Raw genomic sequence first — 15,439 nt, 5'->3', positions numbered from 1 at the left:
TCCGGGGGGTCGTCCGCGAGGCCGCCCGGCGGTTATCCACAGGCCGCGCGGGATCCGCGTTCCGCCTCTACCGTGGCAGCGAGAACACTCCGAGCGGACAGGGCGCCGTGCCCGACCCGCGGAAGGAGGGCGGACCATGAGCACAGCCACGGACACGTTCCCGGAAGGCGCCCCGTGCTGGGTGGACGTCATGCTGCCGGACGTCGCGGCGGGCAAGCGCTTCTACGGCGAGATCCTCGGCTGGACGTTCGAGGACAGCGGAGGGGAGTACGGGCACTACACCCATGCGTTCCACGAGGGGAAGAACGTCGCCGCGCTGGCGCCCAAGCCGGACGGCCGGATGCCGACGGCCTGGTCCGTCTACTTCGCCTCGCCGGACGCGGCGGCCACGGCCGACCGCATCCGGGCCGCGCACGGGCAGATCGTCATGGGCCCGATGGCCATCGGGCCGTTCGGCACGATGCTGATGGCGGCCGACCCCGGAGGCGCCGTCTTCGGCGTATGGGAGGCGGGCACCCACAAGGGGTTCGAGAAGCGGGGCGAGCCGGGCGCTTACGGCTGGGCCGAGGTGTACACGTGGGACGCCGCGGCGATCGACCCGTTCTACGCGGAGGTCTTCGGGCTCAACGTCCATGACCTGAGCGAGGAAGCGGGTATCGAGTTCGCCATCTGGACGCCCGCCGGGACGCCGGCCACGCCCGAGCACGCGGTCGCGGGCCGGGCCGTCATGGACGACCGGTTCCCCCGGGAGATGCCCGCCCACTTCCTGGCCTATTTCGTGGTCGACGACTGCGACGCCGTCGTGCAGGCGACGCTGCGGCTGCACGGCCGGCTCCGCTGGGAGCCCCAGGACACCCCGTACGGGCGCTTCGCGGTGCTCGCCGACGACCAGGGCGCCGACTTCGCCGTCATCGATGTCTCGCAGCCGGTGCAGGCGTAGCCGGCCGGGCGGGGGCGGGAGGGGGTAGGAGGAGGGCGTGAGGCGGGTGAGTCCGCGTATAGCGGGATATGCACCTATTTGGCGGAGACACGGCGAAGCGCCCCCGGGTTCGCAACCGCGGGCTTCGCCAGGAAGAATCAGGGTGCGTACCCCGGGATAATTCGCGGTGACGCGCTGCACGGGGCTGAAACCCTTCAAGCCCCCACGGGGAGGTGGCAGGTCAGTGGTGGAGCAGCTTACGCAGCACGACCCGAGACGGATCGGCCCGTTCGAGGTGCTCGGCCGGCTCGGTGCGGGCGGCATGGGGCTGGTCTATCTCGCCCGCTCGGCGTCCGGCCGACGGGTCGCGATCAAGACGGTGCGCACGGAGCTCGCGGAAGACCAGCTCTTCCGGGTCCGGTTCACCCGTGAGGTGGAAGCGGCCCGGGCGGTCAGCGGCTTCTACACGGCCGCGGTCGTGGACGCCGACCCGAGGGCCGCCGTGCCGTGGCTCGCCACCGCCTACGTTCCCGCGCCCTCGCTCGAGGAGATCGTGAACGAGTGCGGGCCGCTGCCGGCCCAGGCCGTGCGCTGGCTGGCCGCGGGCATCGCGGAGGCGCTGCAGTCCATCCACGGCGCGGGGCTCGTCCACCGCGACCTGAAGCCGTCCAACGTGCTCGTGGTGGAGGACGGCCCCCGGGTCATCGACTTCGGCATCGCCTCCGGCGTCTCCAACACCCGGCTGACCATGACCAACGTCGCGGTCGGCACGCCCGCCTACATGTCACCCGAACAGGCGCGCGACTCCCGCAGTGTGACCGGGGCCAGCGACATCTTCTCCCTCGGCTCCACGCTGGTCTTCGCCGCGACCGGGCACGCGCCCTTCCACGGCGCGAATCCGGTCGAGACCGTCTTCATGCTGCTGCGGGAGGGCCCCGATCTGAGCGGCCTGCCCGACGAGCTGCGGCCCCTGATCGACTCCTGCATGCAGATGGCGGCGGAGAACCGGCCGAGCCCGGCCGACCTGCAGTCGCAGCTGGCACCGCACCTGTTCGCCTCCGGCGGGGGCGACGACAGCGGTACGGCCTCGGCGTGGCTGCCCGACAACGCGGTCACCCTGATCGAACAGCGCCGCGCCGGACACCGTCCCCCGGCCGCGGCCGGGGGCCCCCGGGGCGGCGGGCGCGGTCGTTCGGCCCCTCCGCCCCGTCCCGTCCAGCCGCCCGCCCCGGAGCCGGCGGCGGGCTACGAACCGCCCTCGGGGGCCCGCAGCGGCACCGGCTGGGGCGACGGCCACGTGGGCTCGGGCGCCGGGCGCTCCGGCGTCGTGGCGCCCGATCCGCGGGGCGGCCTGAGCGGCCCGCACGGCGTACGGCCCGCGGGCGCCGCCGCTGCCCAGGGGCGGCACGCCGGGGCTCCCGCCGCCGCGCCCGAGGGCACCGTACGGCTGGCCGGGTCGCAGGTGCCGATCGGGCCCGGGCCGCGGGTCGCCGACGCGCGGGAGCCGCACGCCCAGACCGGAGCCGGCCCCACCACCGGCTGGGTACGGCCCCCGGCCGGGGCCTCGGCGGCCGTGGTGCCCGGGCAGGCGCCCGCTCCGGCGCCGGCGCCCGACGGCGGCACGGGAGCCCACAGCGACCCGGGCCGCTGGCGGCCGTGGCGGTTCCGCATGTCCAACGACGTCTGGGGCACGCCCGTCGTCTCCGAGGACCTGCTGTACGTCACGTCCTTCGAGGTGCACGCGCTCGACGTGGCGAGCGGGCGGCGGCAGTTCAAGACCCGGGACGTGGCCTGGGCGATGGCCGTCGCCGACGGCCGCATACACGCCTCCGACGGCCCCACGCTGTACGCGCTCGACGCCGCCGACGGCGCCGAGCGGTGGCGCCTGGCCACGGACGGCTGGGTCTACTCGCTCAAGGCCGACCGGGGAACGATCGTCACGGGTACGCGCGGCGGCGGCGTCCAGGCGTGGGAGGCCGCCAACGGCGAACTGCTGTGGGAGATGACCGGCGCCCAGACCGACTTCGAGACCCCCGACTGCGGTCCGGCCGTCCATGACGGCACGGTCTACGTCTGGGCCGACGCCCGGCTGCGCGCGCTCGAGGCCCGTACGGGCGTGGAGCGCTGGTCCTACCCGGTCGGCGACGCGGCGTCCTGCGGAGGAGTGCCGGTACGGCTGCTGTCCGCGCCGGACGGGATGGTCTACGTCGCGGCCGGGACGCGGGTGCTCGCCATCGACGTGGCGCGCGGCGACGTGCGCTGGCGGTTCGAGGCGCCGGCGGTCTTCCTGAGCCCGCCCGCGTTCGCCCCCGGGCCCGCGGTGACGGGCGGCGGCGTCTACATCGCCGACTACCTGGGCACGGTGTACGCCCTGGACGCGACCACCGGCCGCGACCGCTGGCGCATCGCGACGGAGGCCCGCCAGTCGACCGAGCCCGTGCTCGTCTCGTCGGGCGCCGTGCATCTGGGCAGCGGCGGGGCGCTCTACACGCTGGACGCGGTCACCGGCACGCCCAAGTGGCGCTTCGCGGCGGGCGGCGACATCGTCGGCGCCCCCGTCGTCGCCGACGGCCGGGTCCACTTCGGCTCCGCGGACCATTGCCTCTACACGGTGGACGCGGCGGGCGGGCAGCTCCGCTGGAAGCTCGCCACCGGTGGCGAGATCACGGGCTCGCCCGTGGCCGTGGCCGGTGTGGTCTACGCCTGCAGCAAGGACCGGTGCGTCTACGCCCTGGACGCGGCCAAGGGCACGGGGCACTCGCGGCGCTGACGTCCGGCCGTCACACGCCTCCTGCCCCCGGCCCTGGCCGGCGGTCAGCGCAGCCGGGGGTCGGGGGAGCGGTCGCGGGCGGCGAAGAGCGCCGCCTGGTCGGCGGGGGGCAGGTTCCCCAGCGAGACCAGGTGCGGCGCCAGGGCCAGGGCGTGCGCGCGGGCGGCCTCCTTGGCCGCCCACAGGGCGCGGACCGTGCCCTGGACCGCTTCCGTGGGGTAGGAGGCGATGACGGCGGCCGCGCGCAGGGCGGCGGCCGTGGCCCCGCCGGGCGGCGTCAGCTCGCAGACCAGGCCGATCTCGTGGGCCCGGCGCGCCGAGAGGCGTTCCGCGGTGCCCATCAGGGCCATCCGCGCCGCCTCGCCCGACGGCATGCGCTGCGCCATGAGCACGGACTCGTACGCGCTGACCATGCCATAGGAGGTGTGCGGGTCGAAGAAGGCGGCGTTCTCGGAGGCGACGATGAACTCGGCCTCGCCCAGCAGATAGAACGCCCCACCGCACGCCATGCCCCCGACCGCTGCCACGACGGGCTTCCACAGATCGGCGGCCTTCGGCCCGACCGTGCGCAGCGGGTCGTCCACGGAGTACGGGGAGCGCGGCTGCGGGACGTCTGCGGAGCGGTCGATGCCGGTGCAGAAGGCGCGGTCCCCGGCGCCGGTGAGCACGACGGCCCGTACGGTGTCGTCGCTGCGGAAGTCCCGCCAGGCGTACTGCAGTTGCCGTGCGGTGGCCAGGTCGATGGCGTTGTGCCGCTCGGGCCGGTTCAGGGTGACGAGCGCGACGCCGTCCGGGCGTCGCTCCGTGTGCAGGGTCATGGGCGCTCCAGGAGCCAGCGGGGCACGGTGACACCCGGCGCGATCTCGGTGAACGCGACCTCGACGGAAGCGCCGATCCGCAGTGCGGCCGGGTCGACGGAGTCGAGCGCGGCGTCGGCGTGGGCCACGAGATTGCCGACGAGGCGGATGCCGGGGGCGTCCGTGAGCTCGACGACGATGACGTTGTACGGGGCCTGTTCGGCGTAGCCGGGCAGCAGGGGCGGGTGGGGCACGACGTACGACCAGATGCGGCCGCGCCCGGACATCCGGCGCCACTCGTCGGCGAAGGACTGGCAGTGCGGGCAGCAGGGCCGGGGCGGGAAGCGGAGCCGGTGGCAGTCCGCGCAGGCCTGAACGCGCAGCTCACCGCGGGCGGCGAAGTCCCAGAAGGGCTGCCCGTCCTCGTCCGCGACGGGCAGCAGGAGGCCATTGTCAGTGGTGCCCCTCATCATGGGGGACATGAGCGGTCAACTCCTCAGCAGCAGTGCCGACGTGGGGACGCCCTCGCCCGCCGTGACCAGGCAGGTCGAGGCGCCGGGCACCTGCGCCGTGGAGGTGCCGCGCAGTTGTCTGACCCCCTCGTTGATGAGGTTGAAGCCATGGACGTAAGCCTCGCTGAGTCCGCCGCCGGCCGTGTTGATCGGGAGCCGGCCGCCGAGTTCGAGCGCGCCACCCTCGGAAAAGGCCGCGCCCTCGCCGCGTCCGCAGAAGCCATAGCCCTCGAGGGACAGCGGGATGAGCGGCGTGAAGGCGTCGTAGATCTGCGCGACGTCGACGTCGTCGGGGCCGAAGTCGGCCCTCTTCCACAGCTGCCGGGCGGCGGTCCAGGAGGGGCCGGACAGCGGGTCGTCCGTCCAGTAGTTGACCATGCCGTGGTGCTGGGACGGCAGCCCCTGGGCCGCGGAGTGCACATAGACCGGGCGGCGTCGGCAGTCGGCGGCGCGTTCGGCCGCGACGAGGACGCACGCCAGCGCGCCGTCGGTCTCCAGGCAGTTGTCGAAGAGGCAGAGCGGCTCGCTGATCCAGCGCGAGGCCATATACGTCTCGCGGGTCAGCGGGCGCTCGTACATCATCGCGGCGGGGTTCTGGTTGGCGCGGTTGCGGCAGGCCCGGGCGACGTTGAAGAAGTGGTCGCGGCTCGCGCCGTACTCGCGCATATAGCGCCGTGCGAGCAGGGCTATCTCGTCGGCCGGACGCAGTAACCCGTAGGGGCGGGTCCACTGGCCGGGGATGGGCAGCTGCGTGTGGGTGTCGCGCCAGGGGCGCGGGCCCGAGCCGCGCTTGCGCGAGCGCCAGGCGACGCCGACGGTCGCCTGGCCGGTGGTGAGCGCGGCGGCGAGGTGAGCGACGGTCGCGCAGGAGCCGCCTCCGCCGTAGCCGACCCGGGAGAAGAAGGTCACGTCGCCCGCGCCGATGGCCTTGGCGATCTCCACCTCGTCGGTGGTCTCCATGGTGTAGGAGGCGAACGCGTCCACTTGGGAGGGGGAAAGGCCCGCGTCGTCCAGGGCGGCCAGGACGGCGCGGCAGGCCAGGGTTTTCTCGGATTCGGGGAGTTGGCGGGCGAAGGGGGTCTGACCGATGCCGACGATCGCAGTGGTGTCCTTGAGCGTTGCCGTCATCGCCACCTCCGTGCTGTCGGTGCTGACAGCGCGGAAGGCTATCGCTAATCTGACGCTACGTCAGCTAGTGGGCGCGATGCGGCGCCGGCCGCGGGTGGGGGAGGGCGTGCCATGCGCGGTGATCTGGAGTTCGGCTCCCTGCCGGGCCTCGCCCGTGCGGCCGCCGAGCGGCACGCGGACCGCGAGGCCGTGGTCGACGGCCGGGTCCGGATCACCTACCGGCAGCTCGGCGAGCGGGTCGAGCGGGCCGCCGCCGCGTGCCTCGCCACCGGCGTCGAGGCCGGTGACCGGGTCGCCGTCTGGGCCCCGAACACCGCGGACTGGATCGTCTGCGCCCTGGGCGCCGTCACGGCAGGAGCCGTGCTCGTGCCGGTCAACACCCGCTTCAAGGGCGCCGAGGCGGTCCGGGTGCTGGAGCGCACGCGGGCCCGGCTGCTCTTCGTCACCGGCACCTTCCTCGGCACCTCCTACGTGGCCGCTCTGCGCAGCGCCGCGGTGCGGCCACCCACGGGGGGCGCGGCAGCGGCCGGGGAAGCCGGACCGCTGCCCGGACTGCCGCACCTGCGCGACGTGGTCGTCCTGGCGGACGACGCGCCCGCCGACTTCCGTACGTGGAAGGAGTTCCTCGGCGTCGGGGACGCCGTGCCCGCGCGGACCGTACGGGCCCGCGCCGACGCCGTCGGGCCGGGGGCGGCCTCGGACATCCTCTTCACCTCGGGCACCACGGGCGAGCCCAAGGGGGCCGTGATCACACACGCCCAGACGCTGCGCGCGTTCGGCGTCTGGAGCGAGCTGGCCGGGCTGCGGGAAGGAGACCGCTATCTGATCGTGAACCCGTTCTTCCACACCTTCGGCTACAAGGCGGGGATCATCGCGTGCCTGATGCGGGGCGCGACGATGGTGCCGCAGTCCGTCTTCGACCCCCGGGCCGCGCTGCTCACGATCGCCGGCGAGCGCATCTCCGTCCTGCCCGGTCCGCCCACGCTCCTGCAGTCCCTGCTGGACCACCCGGCCCGGGCGGCGCACGACCTCTCGTCGCTGCGGGTGGTCGTGACGGGGGCCGCGGTGGTGGACCGGCGGCTGATCGACCGGCTGCGGGGCGAGCTGGGCATCCCCACCGTGCTGACCGCGTACGGCATGAGCGAGGCCACGGGGGTGGTCACGATGTGCCGGCGGGGCGATGCGGCGGAGACGGTCGCGGGCACCTCGGGCCGGGCCCTGCCGGACACCGAGGTCAAGGTGGCCGACCCCGGCGGGGCCGCGCTGCCGCCCGGCGAGCCCGGAGAGATCCTGGTGCGCGGCTTTCAGGTGATGTCCGGCTACTTCGAGGACCCGCGGGCCACGGCACAGGTGCTGGATGCCGACGGGTGGCTGCGCACGGGCGACATCGGCGTCCTGGACGCCGGGGGAAATCTGCGCATCACCGACCGCGTCACGGACATGTTCATCGTGGGGGGTTTCAACGCCTACCCCGCCGAGATAGAGCAGGTCCTGCTGCGGCATCCCGGTATCGCGGAGGTCGCCGTCGTGGGCGTGCCGGACGCCCGGCTCGGCGAGGTCGGCAAGGCGTTCGCGGTGCGGAGCGCGGGGGCGGCAGGGGAGGCCGGGGTGACGGCAAAGGAGCTGATCGCCTGGGCCCGCCGGGAGATGGCCAACTACAAGGTGCCGCGCGAGGTGGAGTTCGTCCGGGAACTGCCGCGCAACGCCTCGGGCAAGGTGCGCAAGACGCTGCTGCGGGGGCGGACCTCCCGGTAGGGCCCGGTGCGAGGCCGCGACCCGCCGCTCCCGGCGGGGCCGCGGCCTCGCGGGCGGGGGTGCCGTGCGGCACGCCTCCGCCGTACGGCCGCCGGTCAGCGCAGGCGCTGCAGCGCGGTGGCGCCCGTGATGTGGTCGTCGGCGCCGCCGTTCAGCCGGTCCATGTCCGTGGAGTGGTCGTCGAATATCTCCACGGCCGACGTGGGCGCCTGCAGGGACGGTACGGAGGTCGAGTGGTCGTCGGCCGCCGCGGGGAGCGCGCCGAGGATGGCCGCGGCCGCCGCGACGCCGAGTACGGCGAGGGCCTTGGCGCCCCGGCCCTTGGTGCGGTGCGTCATCGTCTGGTTCATTGCGGCTCCTCTGCTCGGGGGGATGGTGCATGGGTTGGTCGTGGTGCTTTGTCAGTGAAAGTACCGGTTGATGGGGCGGGCGTACGGGGTTTTGGCCGAAAACTTCCGGGCAGCCGCAAGGGCCGGCGTCGACGGCTCCCCCTCCGCGCCGTCGTCGCCGGCCCCTGTCGATCCCCCGTTGCGGGCACCCCCGTTGGACCGTGTCCGTCCCCCCGGGCAGTTCGTGCTCCCCCGTTGGACCGTGTCCCCCGTTTCCCGACGGGCCCCCGTTGCTACCCCCGTAGCACTACCCGTCGGCTTTCCCGCTGGGGCCGTTCCCCCGTTCCCCCATGGCCCCCGGGGATCCGGTGGGTCCGGGAGCTTCCGGCCGATGTCTGGCGGAAGCTCCCCGACACTCAGACCGGATCGATCAGAACGGCTTCTCCGTCGTGGCGTGGTCGTCCTTCATGACGAACGCCGGTGCGCCGGTGGCGTGGTCGTCCTTCATGACGAACGCCGGAGTGCCGGTGGCGTGGTCGTCCTTCAGGGCGAACGCCGGGGCGCCCGTCGCGTGGTCGTCCTGCGGCGTGAGCGGCGCTTCGCCGGCGGCGGCCGCGGACTGTGCCGCGGTGAGCGGAGTGCCGGTGGCGTGGTCGTCCTGTGGCGTGGCCACTACGGGCGACGTGAGCTTGTCATCGCTCATGGTGTTCAACTCCGATGCAGTGCGAGTCGTTCGGGCTAGTGGGGACTGCAGAACCCGCCCGGCGACTCCCCCGAGGACCGCCGGACGGGCACATTAGGGCTGTTCACCCTAGAGGTGAGGCCTCACCCACGACCCGCCTGCCCCCCGACGCGACGGATCGACATCCCTAAGAGTGAAGGATCGCGATAAACGATCGATGAACGGGCACGTGAAAGGGTTTTTACGGGCCTTCGCACGGGAACGGGCCGCGGTTTCACGGGCTCCGCGTGCGGGCGCGGCGTGCCCGTGCGGACCACTGTACGGACCTTCACGCGGGTTCCACGGGAAGCCGCCGCCGCGGATTCGCGGGACGCTACGCGGCCGCCACCGGCGCCAGCAGCCCGCGCACCTCGGCCGCCTCGGACGAGCCCAGCTGCTCGAAGATGGCCAGCGCCTCGGTCCAGCAGGCATGGGCGCGCCCCGACTGCCCGAAGGCGTCCAGGGAACGGCCCAGGACCGTCAGGATGTTGGCCCGGCGCCATTCGCCGCCGATGCCCCGCAGCTGTGCCAGCGCCTGCTCGGCGGCGGCCGCGGCCTTGGCGGGCTTGCGCGTGGCGAGGTACAGCTCGGCCATGCGGAAGAGCGTCATGCCCTCCCACAGCCGCTGCCTGTTGTCCCGGAAGACCGGCAGGGCCTCCATGAGCCGCGCCATGGCCTCCTCGTGGCGCCCGGCGTGGGTGAGGGCCACCGCGTAGGCGTACAGGGCGTTGGCGAGCCGCCAGGAGACGTTGGACTCGCGGTAGAGGTCGATCGCCTGCTCGGCGAGGTGCACCGCCGACTGGACCCGTCCGGTGGCCAGGTGTGTGCGGGAGAGGTTGCTCAGCGCGCTGGCCTCGCCCGGGCGGTTGCCGTCGGCGCGGAAGGCGGCGAGCGCCTGGCCGATGTAGGCCTCCGCGTCCTCGTGGCGGTGCTGGTAGATGGAGATGATGCCGCGGTTGTTGGCGGCGTAGCAGCAGGGGATCGGGTCCTCGCAGGCCCGCCCCAGCAGCACCGCGTGCCGCGCCTGCTCGTCGGCCTGGGCGAAGCGGCCGGCAAGGCTGTGCACGTGCGTGAGGACCGTTCGCGCACGCCCCTCGGCGCGGGTGTCCCCGGCGGCCTGGGTGGCGTGCAGCAGGGCGGTGGCGGCCTGCTCGTACTGCCGGGAGTCGGCGCCCGACTCGGCCAGGTCCTTCGCCGCGAGCAGCAGGTCCACGGCGCGGCGCAGCGTCTCGCCCGCGGCGCCGGAGTGCTGGCGCACGCACGCCAGCAGGCAGCCGGCCTCCGCGAACAGCCAGTCGCCGGCCGCGCTGCGGTCGGTGAAGGTCAGGCCCGGGTGGGTGGTGGGCGTCAGGTGGGCCAGGAGCTGGTCGCCGGGGCGTTCGAGGACGTACACGCCCGCGGCCGTGGCGAGGTAGAAGTCGAGCAGGCGCGACATCGCGGCCGTCCGCTCGGCGGGCGGCTGCTCGTCGCGCTCGGCGCAGGAACGCGCGTAGAGGCGTACGAGGTCGTGATAGCGGTACCGGCCCGGTGCGGCGGACTCCAGGAGCGAGGTGTCGACCAGGGACTCCAGCAGCTCCTCGGTGGCGTCCAGGTCCAGCTCGAGGACGGCGGCCGCGGCGGCCAGCGAGATGTCGGGGCCGTCGGCCAGGCCCAGGAGGCGGAAGGCGCGGGCCTGGCCGGGCTCCAGCTGGCCGTAGCCGAGCTCGAAGGTGGCCTTCACGGCGAGGTCGCCGGCGCGCAGCTCGTCCAGACGGCGGCGTTCGTCGCCGAGCTTGCGGGCCAGGACGGAGACGGTCCAGGTGCGCCGGGCGGCCAGCCGGGAGGCGGCGATGCGGATGGCGAGCGGCAGGAAGCCGCAGGCGGCGACGACGTCCATGGCGGCGTCGCGCTCGGCGCCGACCCGCTCGGTGCCGACGATGCGGGTGAACAGGACGAGCGCCTCTTCCGGGCTCATCACGTCCAGGTCGACCAGGTGCGCGCCGGCGAGGTCGACCATGCGGGAGCGGCTGGTGACGAGGGCGGCGCAGCCTTCGTTGCCGGGCAGCAGGGGGCGGACCTGGGCGGCGTCGCGGGCGTTGTCCAGCAGGGCCAGGACGCGGCGGCCGTCGAGCGTGGAGCGGAAGAGGGCGGCGCGCTCCTCCACCCCGTCCGGGATGCCGGAGTCCGGTATGCCCAGGGCGCGCAGGAAGGAGCCCAGGACGGCCTCGGGCTCGGCGACCACGGGCCCGGTGCCCTGCAGATCGACGTAGAGCTGGCCGTCGGGGAAGTGGTGCCGGGCGGCGTGGGCGACGTGCACGGCAAGGGTGGTTTTGCCGACGCCGCCGATGCCGGCGACGGCGGAGACCGCCATGACGCGGCCCTCGGACGTGGCGAGCTGGTCGCTGAGCTCGTCCACGAAGGCGGTCCGGCCGGTGAAGTCGGAGACCGTCGCCGGGAGCTGGGCGGGCCGGATGAAGGTGGGCCCGGCGGTGGGGCGGTCGGCGGAGAAGTGGACGTTGAGGTCGGTGTCGGCGTTGAGGATGCGCTGCTGGAGCTCGGAGAGCTCGGGGCAGGGGTCCACCCCCAGCTCCTCGGCGAGCAGCCGGCGCGTATCGGCGTAGACGGCCAGGGCCTCGGCCTGGCGGCCGCTGCGGTACAGGGCGAGCATCAGCAGCTCGCGCAGCCGCTCGCGCAGCGGGTGGGCGGCGGTCAGCGCGGTGAGCTCGGAGACGGCCTCGGCGTGGCAGCCGACCTCGAGGTCGAGGTCGAGACGGGTCTCCAGCAGGCTCAGGCGCCACTCCTCCAGGCGGGCGCGCTGGGTGTCGGCGTACGGACCGGACAGGCCCGCCAGCGGCTCGCCGTCCCACAGGCCCAGCGCCTGGTTGGTCAGGTCGCGGGCGCGGCCGCGGTCGCCCGCGCCGCGGGCCTTGTCGGCCTCGGCGGCCAGCCGCTCGGCGGTGTCGATGTCGAGTCCGTCGAGCCCGACCCGTATCGCATAGCCGCCCGACTCGCTGACCAGGGCGTCGGCGTCGGGGCCGAAGGCCTTGCGCAGCCGGCTGGCGTAGGTGCGCAGCGCGGCCAGCGCCGCGTGCGGGGGTTCCTCGCCCCAGAGGGCGTCGACCAGTTCGGGCGCGGTGGCGGTGCGTCCGCCGCGCAGCAGCAGGGCGGCGAGCAGTGCCCGCTGCTGGGGCGATCCGGTGTGGAGCGGTTCGTCTCCGCGCCAGGCGCGGACGGGGCCGAGCACGGTGAAGCGCAGCTGCTGCCCGTGCCCTGTGTCGCCGGCCATCGTGACCCCCTGCCTGTCCTGCTCGGTCGCACCGGCCAGTCTGCCTTGTTCAGGGCCTCTGCGTCAGCAGGGGTCCGGCCTCTTGCAAGGGCCTTTCGGGGGCCGCTCGACCAGTTTGCTGACGACTCGTCAGATCGGCGCTACCGTGTCGGCCATGGTGAGCTTCCCCAAGATAATCTCGGTGGACGACCATACGGTCGAGCCCTCCGACGTCTGGCGGAACCGGCTTCCGGCGAAATTCCACGATGTCGGACCGCGGATCGTCAGGGCTCCCGTGAAGGACATGACGTTCGCCGGCGGACGCTTCGCGCCCGTCATGGGCGCCCCCGGGGACGACGGTCCGGTGGCGGACTGGTGGGTCTATGAGGATTTGTTCCGCCCTCTCACGCGGCTTGATACCGCCGTCGGATGCTCCAGGGACGAGATCCGGCTCGAAGGAATCACCTACGAACGGATGCGGCCGGGTTCGTACAGCGTTCCCGAGCGATTGGCCGACATGGACCTCAACCACGTCCAGTCCGCGCTCTGCTTCCCCACGTTCCCGCGCTTCTGCGGCCAGACCTTCACCGAGGCCGCCGACCGCGAACTGGCCCTGCTGTGCGTGCGCGCCTACAACGACTGGATGGTCGAGGAATGGTGCGGGCCCAGCGCGCGGGGCCGGCTGATCCCGCTCGTCATCGTCCCGCTGTGGGACGCCCGCCTGGCCGCCGACGAGGTGCGGCGCAACGCGGCGCGGGGCGTACGGGCGGTGTGCTTCTCCGAGATACCGCCGCACCTGGGCCTGCCGTCGGTCCACAGCGACGACTGGGACCCCTTCCTGGCCGCCTGCGAGGAGACCGGGACCGTGATCGCCATGCACATCGGCTCCTCGTCCCGGATGCCGTCGACCTCCGCCGACGCGCCGCCCGCCGTCGGCTCCGTGCTCACCTTCGCCAACTGCTGCTTCTCCCTGGCCGACTGGCTGATGTCGGGCAAGTTCGACCGCTTCCCCGGGCTGCGCATCATGTACGCGGAGGGACAGATCGGCTGGATCCCGTACGTCCTGGAGCGGGCGGACGTGGTGTGGGAGGAGAACCGCGGCTGGGGCGGCATCGCGGACAAGGTGCGCACCCCGCCCTCCGAGCTCTTCGCCCGGCACGTCCACGGCTGCTTCTTCGACGACGCCACCGGCCTGCGCAACCTCGACGCGATCGGCGCGGGCAACGTCCTGTACGAGACCGACTACCCGCACTCCGACTCCACCTGGCCGAGATCCCGGCAGGTCGCCGAGGAGCAGATGGCCCATCTGGAGCCGGCGACCGTCGAGCGCGTCGTGCGCGGCAACGCCATCGAGCTGCTCGGCCTGACTCCGGAAGGGCTCTGGCCCGGTGCGTGAGAGCGCGCCGCCGCAGGGTCTGAGGGTCCTGCCGGAGGGGCGGCTGTCCTACGGGCTCCAGTTGCCCGTCCAGTCGCAGAGCACCCTCTACGCCGAGCCCTGGGAGGCCGCGGCCGGCCCCGCCGAGCTGCGCCGGACGGCCCGGGCCGCCGACCGGCTCGGCTTCGCCTACGTCGCCACCTGCGACCACGTGGCCGTCCCGGGCCGGCTGGCGGCCGCGATGGGCACCGTCTGGTACGACCCGGTGGCCACGCTCGCCCACCTCGCGGCCGTCACCGAACGCGTCCTGCTGCTCAGCCATGTGGCCGTGGCCGCGCTGCGCCACCCGCTGCTCACGGCGAAGCAGTACGCGACGGTGGACCGGCTCGCGGGCGGACGGCTCGTCCTGGGCGTCGGCGCTGGGCACGTACGGGAGGAGTTCGAGGCGCTGGGCGTGGACTTCGGGCGGCGCGGGGCGATCCTGGACGAGACGGTCGACGCCCTGAAGGCGGCCCTCGGGCCGGAGGAGTTCCCCGCGTTCCAGGGGGAGCGGTTCGCCTTCCGCGACCTGGGCCAGGCGCCGCGTCCCGTCCGTACGCCCCGCCCGCCCCTGTGGGTAGGCGGCTCCTCGCCCGCAGCGCTGCGCCGGGCGGCGCTGCGCGGGGACGGCTGGCTGTCGCAGGGTGACGCGCGCGAGAGGCTGCCGCGGCGGATCGCGGACCTCAGACAGCTGCGCGAGGAGGCCGGGCGCCACGGCCCGTTCGCGGTCGGCGCCATCACCGAGGCGCTGTACGTCGGCACACCCTCCTGGGACACGGGCCCCCGCACGCTGACCGGCGATCCGGACGCGCTCGCCGCTTCGCTGCGCGCGTACCGGGACATGGGAGTGGACCAGATACAGGTGCGCTTCCGCTGCCGGGGAGTGGACGAGCTGCTCGACCAGATGGCCGCGTTCGCCGCCGACGTGGCGCCGGGGCTGGGCGCGTAGGAAACGCACGGGAGAGATCGGCAGGCGAGGAGGAGGGGCATGGGCAAGCTGGACGGCCGGGTCGTGCTCATCACGGGTGCGGCCCGCGGACAGGGCGAACAGGAGGCGCGGCTCTTCGCCGCCGAGGGCGCGAAGGTCGTCCTGACCGACGTGCTGGACGATGAGGGGGAGGCTCTCGCCAAGGAGCTCGGGGAGGCCACGGCGCGCTACTTCCCTCTGGACGTGGGCGAGGAAGACGGCTGGGACGAGGCTGTCGCCTTCACCAAGAGGGTCTTCGGCAAACTCGACGGGCTCGTCAACAATGCCGGGATCGCGCCCCGCAGCGACCTCGTGAACACCTCGCTGGCCCAGTACGAAGAGGTGGTGCGGGTCAACCAGACCGGCGCCTTCCTGGGCATGCGCGCGGCGGCGCCCGAGCTGGCGGCGGCCGGCGGCGGCACGATCGTCAACACCGCCTCGTACGTCGCCCTGTCGGGCCTGCCCCTGTGCGCCGCGTACGCGGCGACCAAGGGCGCGATCGTGGCGATGACCCGGGTGGCGGCGCTGGAACTGGCCGGGCAGGGCATCCGGGTCAACGCCCTGTGCCCCGGCGGCGTGGACACCGCCATGATCAACCCCGGCGGGCGGGCGTCCCGGGAGGAGATGGACGCCTACTTCGGCACGCTCGTGCCCCTGGGCAGGGTCGGACGGCCGGAGGAGATGGCGCGGGTGGCGCTGTTCCTGTCCTGCGACGACTCCTCCTACATCACCGGACAGCCGGTCGTCGTGGACGGCGGCTGGCTCGCGGTGGGCCAGGTGCGCACGTGACGGCCCTTCGGGACCCTTGACGGCCCTTCGGGACCCTTGACGGCCCCGGGGGCCGGTGCCAGAGTCGCCTCATCATCTGACGCATCGTCAGAAA

Annotated in this window: 12 protein-coding genes; 6 read left to right on the top strand and 6 right to left on the bottom strand. The window is 73.8% G+C overall.

Translation table 11 applies throughout. From position 1 onward, the window contains the following. Positions 1 to 136 precede the first annotated feature (136 nt). Together ACIGXW_RS26390 and ACIGXW_RS26385 are read left to right on the top strand one after the other, a co-directional pair. On the top strand, positions 137 to 940 hold the full coding sequence (locus ACIGXW_RS26390; protein ID WP_071962539.1) for a VOC family protein: 804 nt from the start codon (positions 137 to 139) through the stop codon (positions 938 to 940). Positions 941 to 1,163: 223 nt separating this feature from the next. Further along, positions 1,164 to 3,689 (top strand): PQQ-binding-like beta-propeller repeat protein, encoded by a 2,526-nt coding sequence (locus ACIGXW_RS26385; RefSeq protein WP_399575279.1) that lies wholly within the window; start codon positions 1,164 to 1,166, stop codon positions 3,687 to 3,689. Positions 3,690 to 3,733: 44 nt separating this feature from the next. On the opposite strand, the gene ACIGXW_RS26380 is transcribed toward ACIGXW_RS26385, so the two are convergent. The 3 genes from ACIGXW_RS26380 to ACIGXW_RS26370 are packed head-to-tail and all read right to left on the bottom strand — an operon-like array spanning position 3,734 to position 6,126. Continuing rightward, positions 3,734 to 4,507, bottom strand: coding sequence for an enoyl-CoA hydratase/isomerase family protein (locus tag ACIGXW_RS26380; protein WP_399575278.1), 774 nt, complete (start codon positions 4,505 to 4,507; stop codon positions 3,734 to 3,736). Beyond that, positions 4,504 to 4,968: a Zn-ribbon domain-containing OB-fold protein gene (locus ACIGXW_RS26375; protein ID WP_399575277.1), complete on the bottom strand. Its 465-nt coding sequence runs from the start codon at positions 4,966 to 4,968 to the stop codon at positions 4,504 to 4,506. Before ACIGXW_RS26375 ends, ACIGXW_RS26380 begins: the two co-directional genes overlap by 4 nt. 6 nt (positions 4,969 to 4,974) lie before the next feature. Continuing rightward, entirely contained in the window at positions 4,975 to 6,126 is a 1,152-nt protein-coding gene (locus tag ACIGXW_RS26370; RefSeq protein WP_399575276.1) for a lipid-transfer protein, read from the bottom strand. A gap of 111 nt (positions 6,127 to 6,237) precedes the next feature. Between ACIGXW_RS26370 and ACIGXW_RS26365 the strand changes: the two genes are divergently transcribed. Further along, positions 6,238 to 7,881, top strand: coding sequence for a FadD3 family acyl-CoA ligase (locus ACIGXW_RS26365; protein WP_399575275.1), 1,644 nt, complete (start codon positions 6,238 to 6,240; stop codon positions 7,879 to 7,881). Positions 7,882 to 7,976: 95 nt separating this feature from the next. Here ACIGXW_RS26365 and ACIGXW_RS26360 read toward each other — a convergent pair whose 3' ends face one another. The 3 genes from ACIGXW_RS26360 to ACIGXW_RS26350 all read right to left on the bottom strand — a co-directional run bounded on the left by ACIGXW_RS26360 (position 7,977) and on the right by ACIGXW_RS26350 (position 12,196). Beyond that, positions 7,977 to 8,231 carry a hypothetical protein gene (locus ACIGXW_RS26360; RefSeq protein WP_399575274.1) on the bottom strand — a complete coding sequence of 85 codons (255 nt, stop codon included), beginning with the start codon at positions 8,229 to 8,231 and terminating at the stop codon, positions 7,977 to 7,979. Between the two features lie 409 nt (positions 8,232 to 8,640). Beyond that, complete coding sequence (locus tag ACIGXW_RS26355; protein ID WP_399575273.1) at positions 8,641 to 8,913, bottom strand: hypothetical protein; 273 nt, start codon at positions 8,911 to 8,913, stop codon at positions 8,641 to 8,643. A 352-nt stretch (positions 8,914 to 9,265) separates the two neighbouring features. After that, entirely contained in the window at positions 9,266 to 12,196 is a 2,931-nt protein-coding gene (locus ACIGXW_RS26350) for a BTAD domain-containing putative transcriptional regulator (protein WP_399575272.1), read from the bottom strand. A 154-nt stretch (positions 12,197 to 12,350) separates the two neighbouring features. Between ACIGXW_RS26350 and ACIGXW_RS26345 the strand changes: the two genes are divergently transcribed. Genes ACIGXW_RS26345 through ACIGXW_RS26335 form a run of 3 tightly spaced genes read left to right on the top strand, consistent with a single transcriptional unit; the run spans position 12,351 to position 15,345 of the window. Next, positions 12,351 to 13,571 (top strand): amidohydrolase family protein, encoded by a 1,221-nt coding sequence (locus ACIGXW_RS26345; RefSeq protein WP_399575271.1) that lies wholly within the window; start codon positions 12,351 to 12,353, stop codon positions 13,569 to 13,571. A 19-nt stretch (positions 13,572 to 13,590) separates the two neighbouring features. After that, a complete protein-coding gene (locus ACIGXW_RS26340) occupies positions 13,591 to 14,538 on the top strand; it encodes a TIGR03619 family F420-dependent LLM class oxidoreductase (protein ID WP_399575431.1) in 948 nt (315 codons plus the stop codon). A gap of 39 nt (positions 14,539 to 14,577) precedes the next feature. Then, positions 14,578 to 15,345 carry an SDR family NAD(P)-dependent oxidoreductase gene (locus tag ACIGXW_RS26335; RefSeq protein ID WP_399575270.1) on the top strand — a complete coding sequence of 256 codons (768 nt, stop codon included), beginning with the start codon at positions 14,578 to 14,580 and terminating at the stop codon, positions 15,343 to 15,345. The last annotated feature ends 94 nt before the right edge of the window (positions 15,346 to 15,439 follow it).

The sequence above is a fragment of the Streptomyces sp. NPDC053079 genome (assembly GCF_044546695.1).
Classification (GTDB): Bacteria; Actinomycetota; Actinomycetes; order Streptomycetales; family Streptomycetaceae; genus Streptomyces.
Note: the sequence above shows the minus strand (reverse complement) of the source record. Positions and strands in the feature narration are given on the sequence as shown.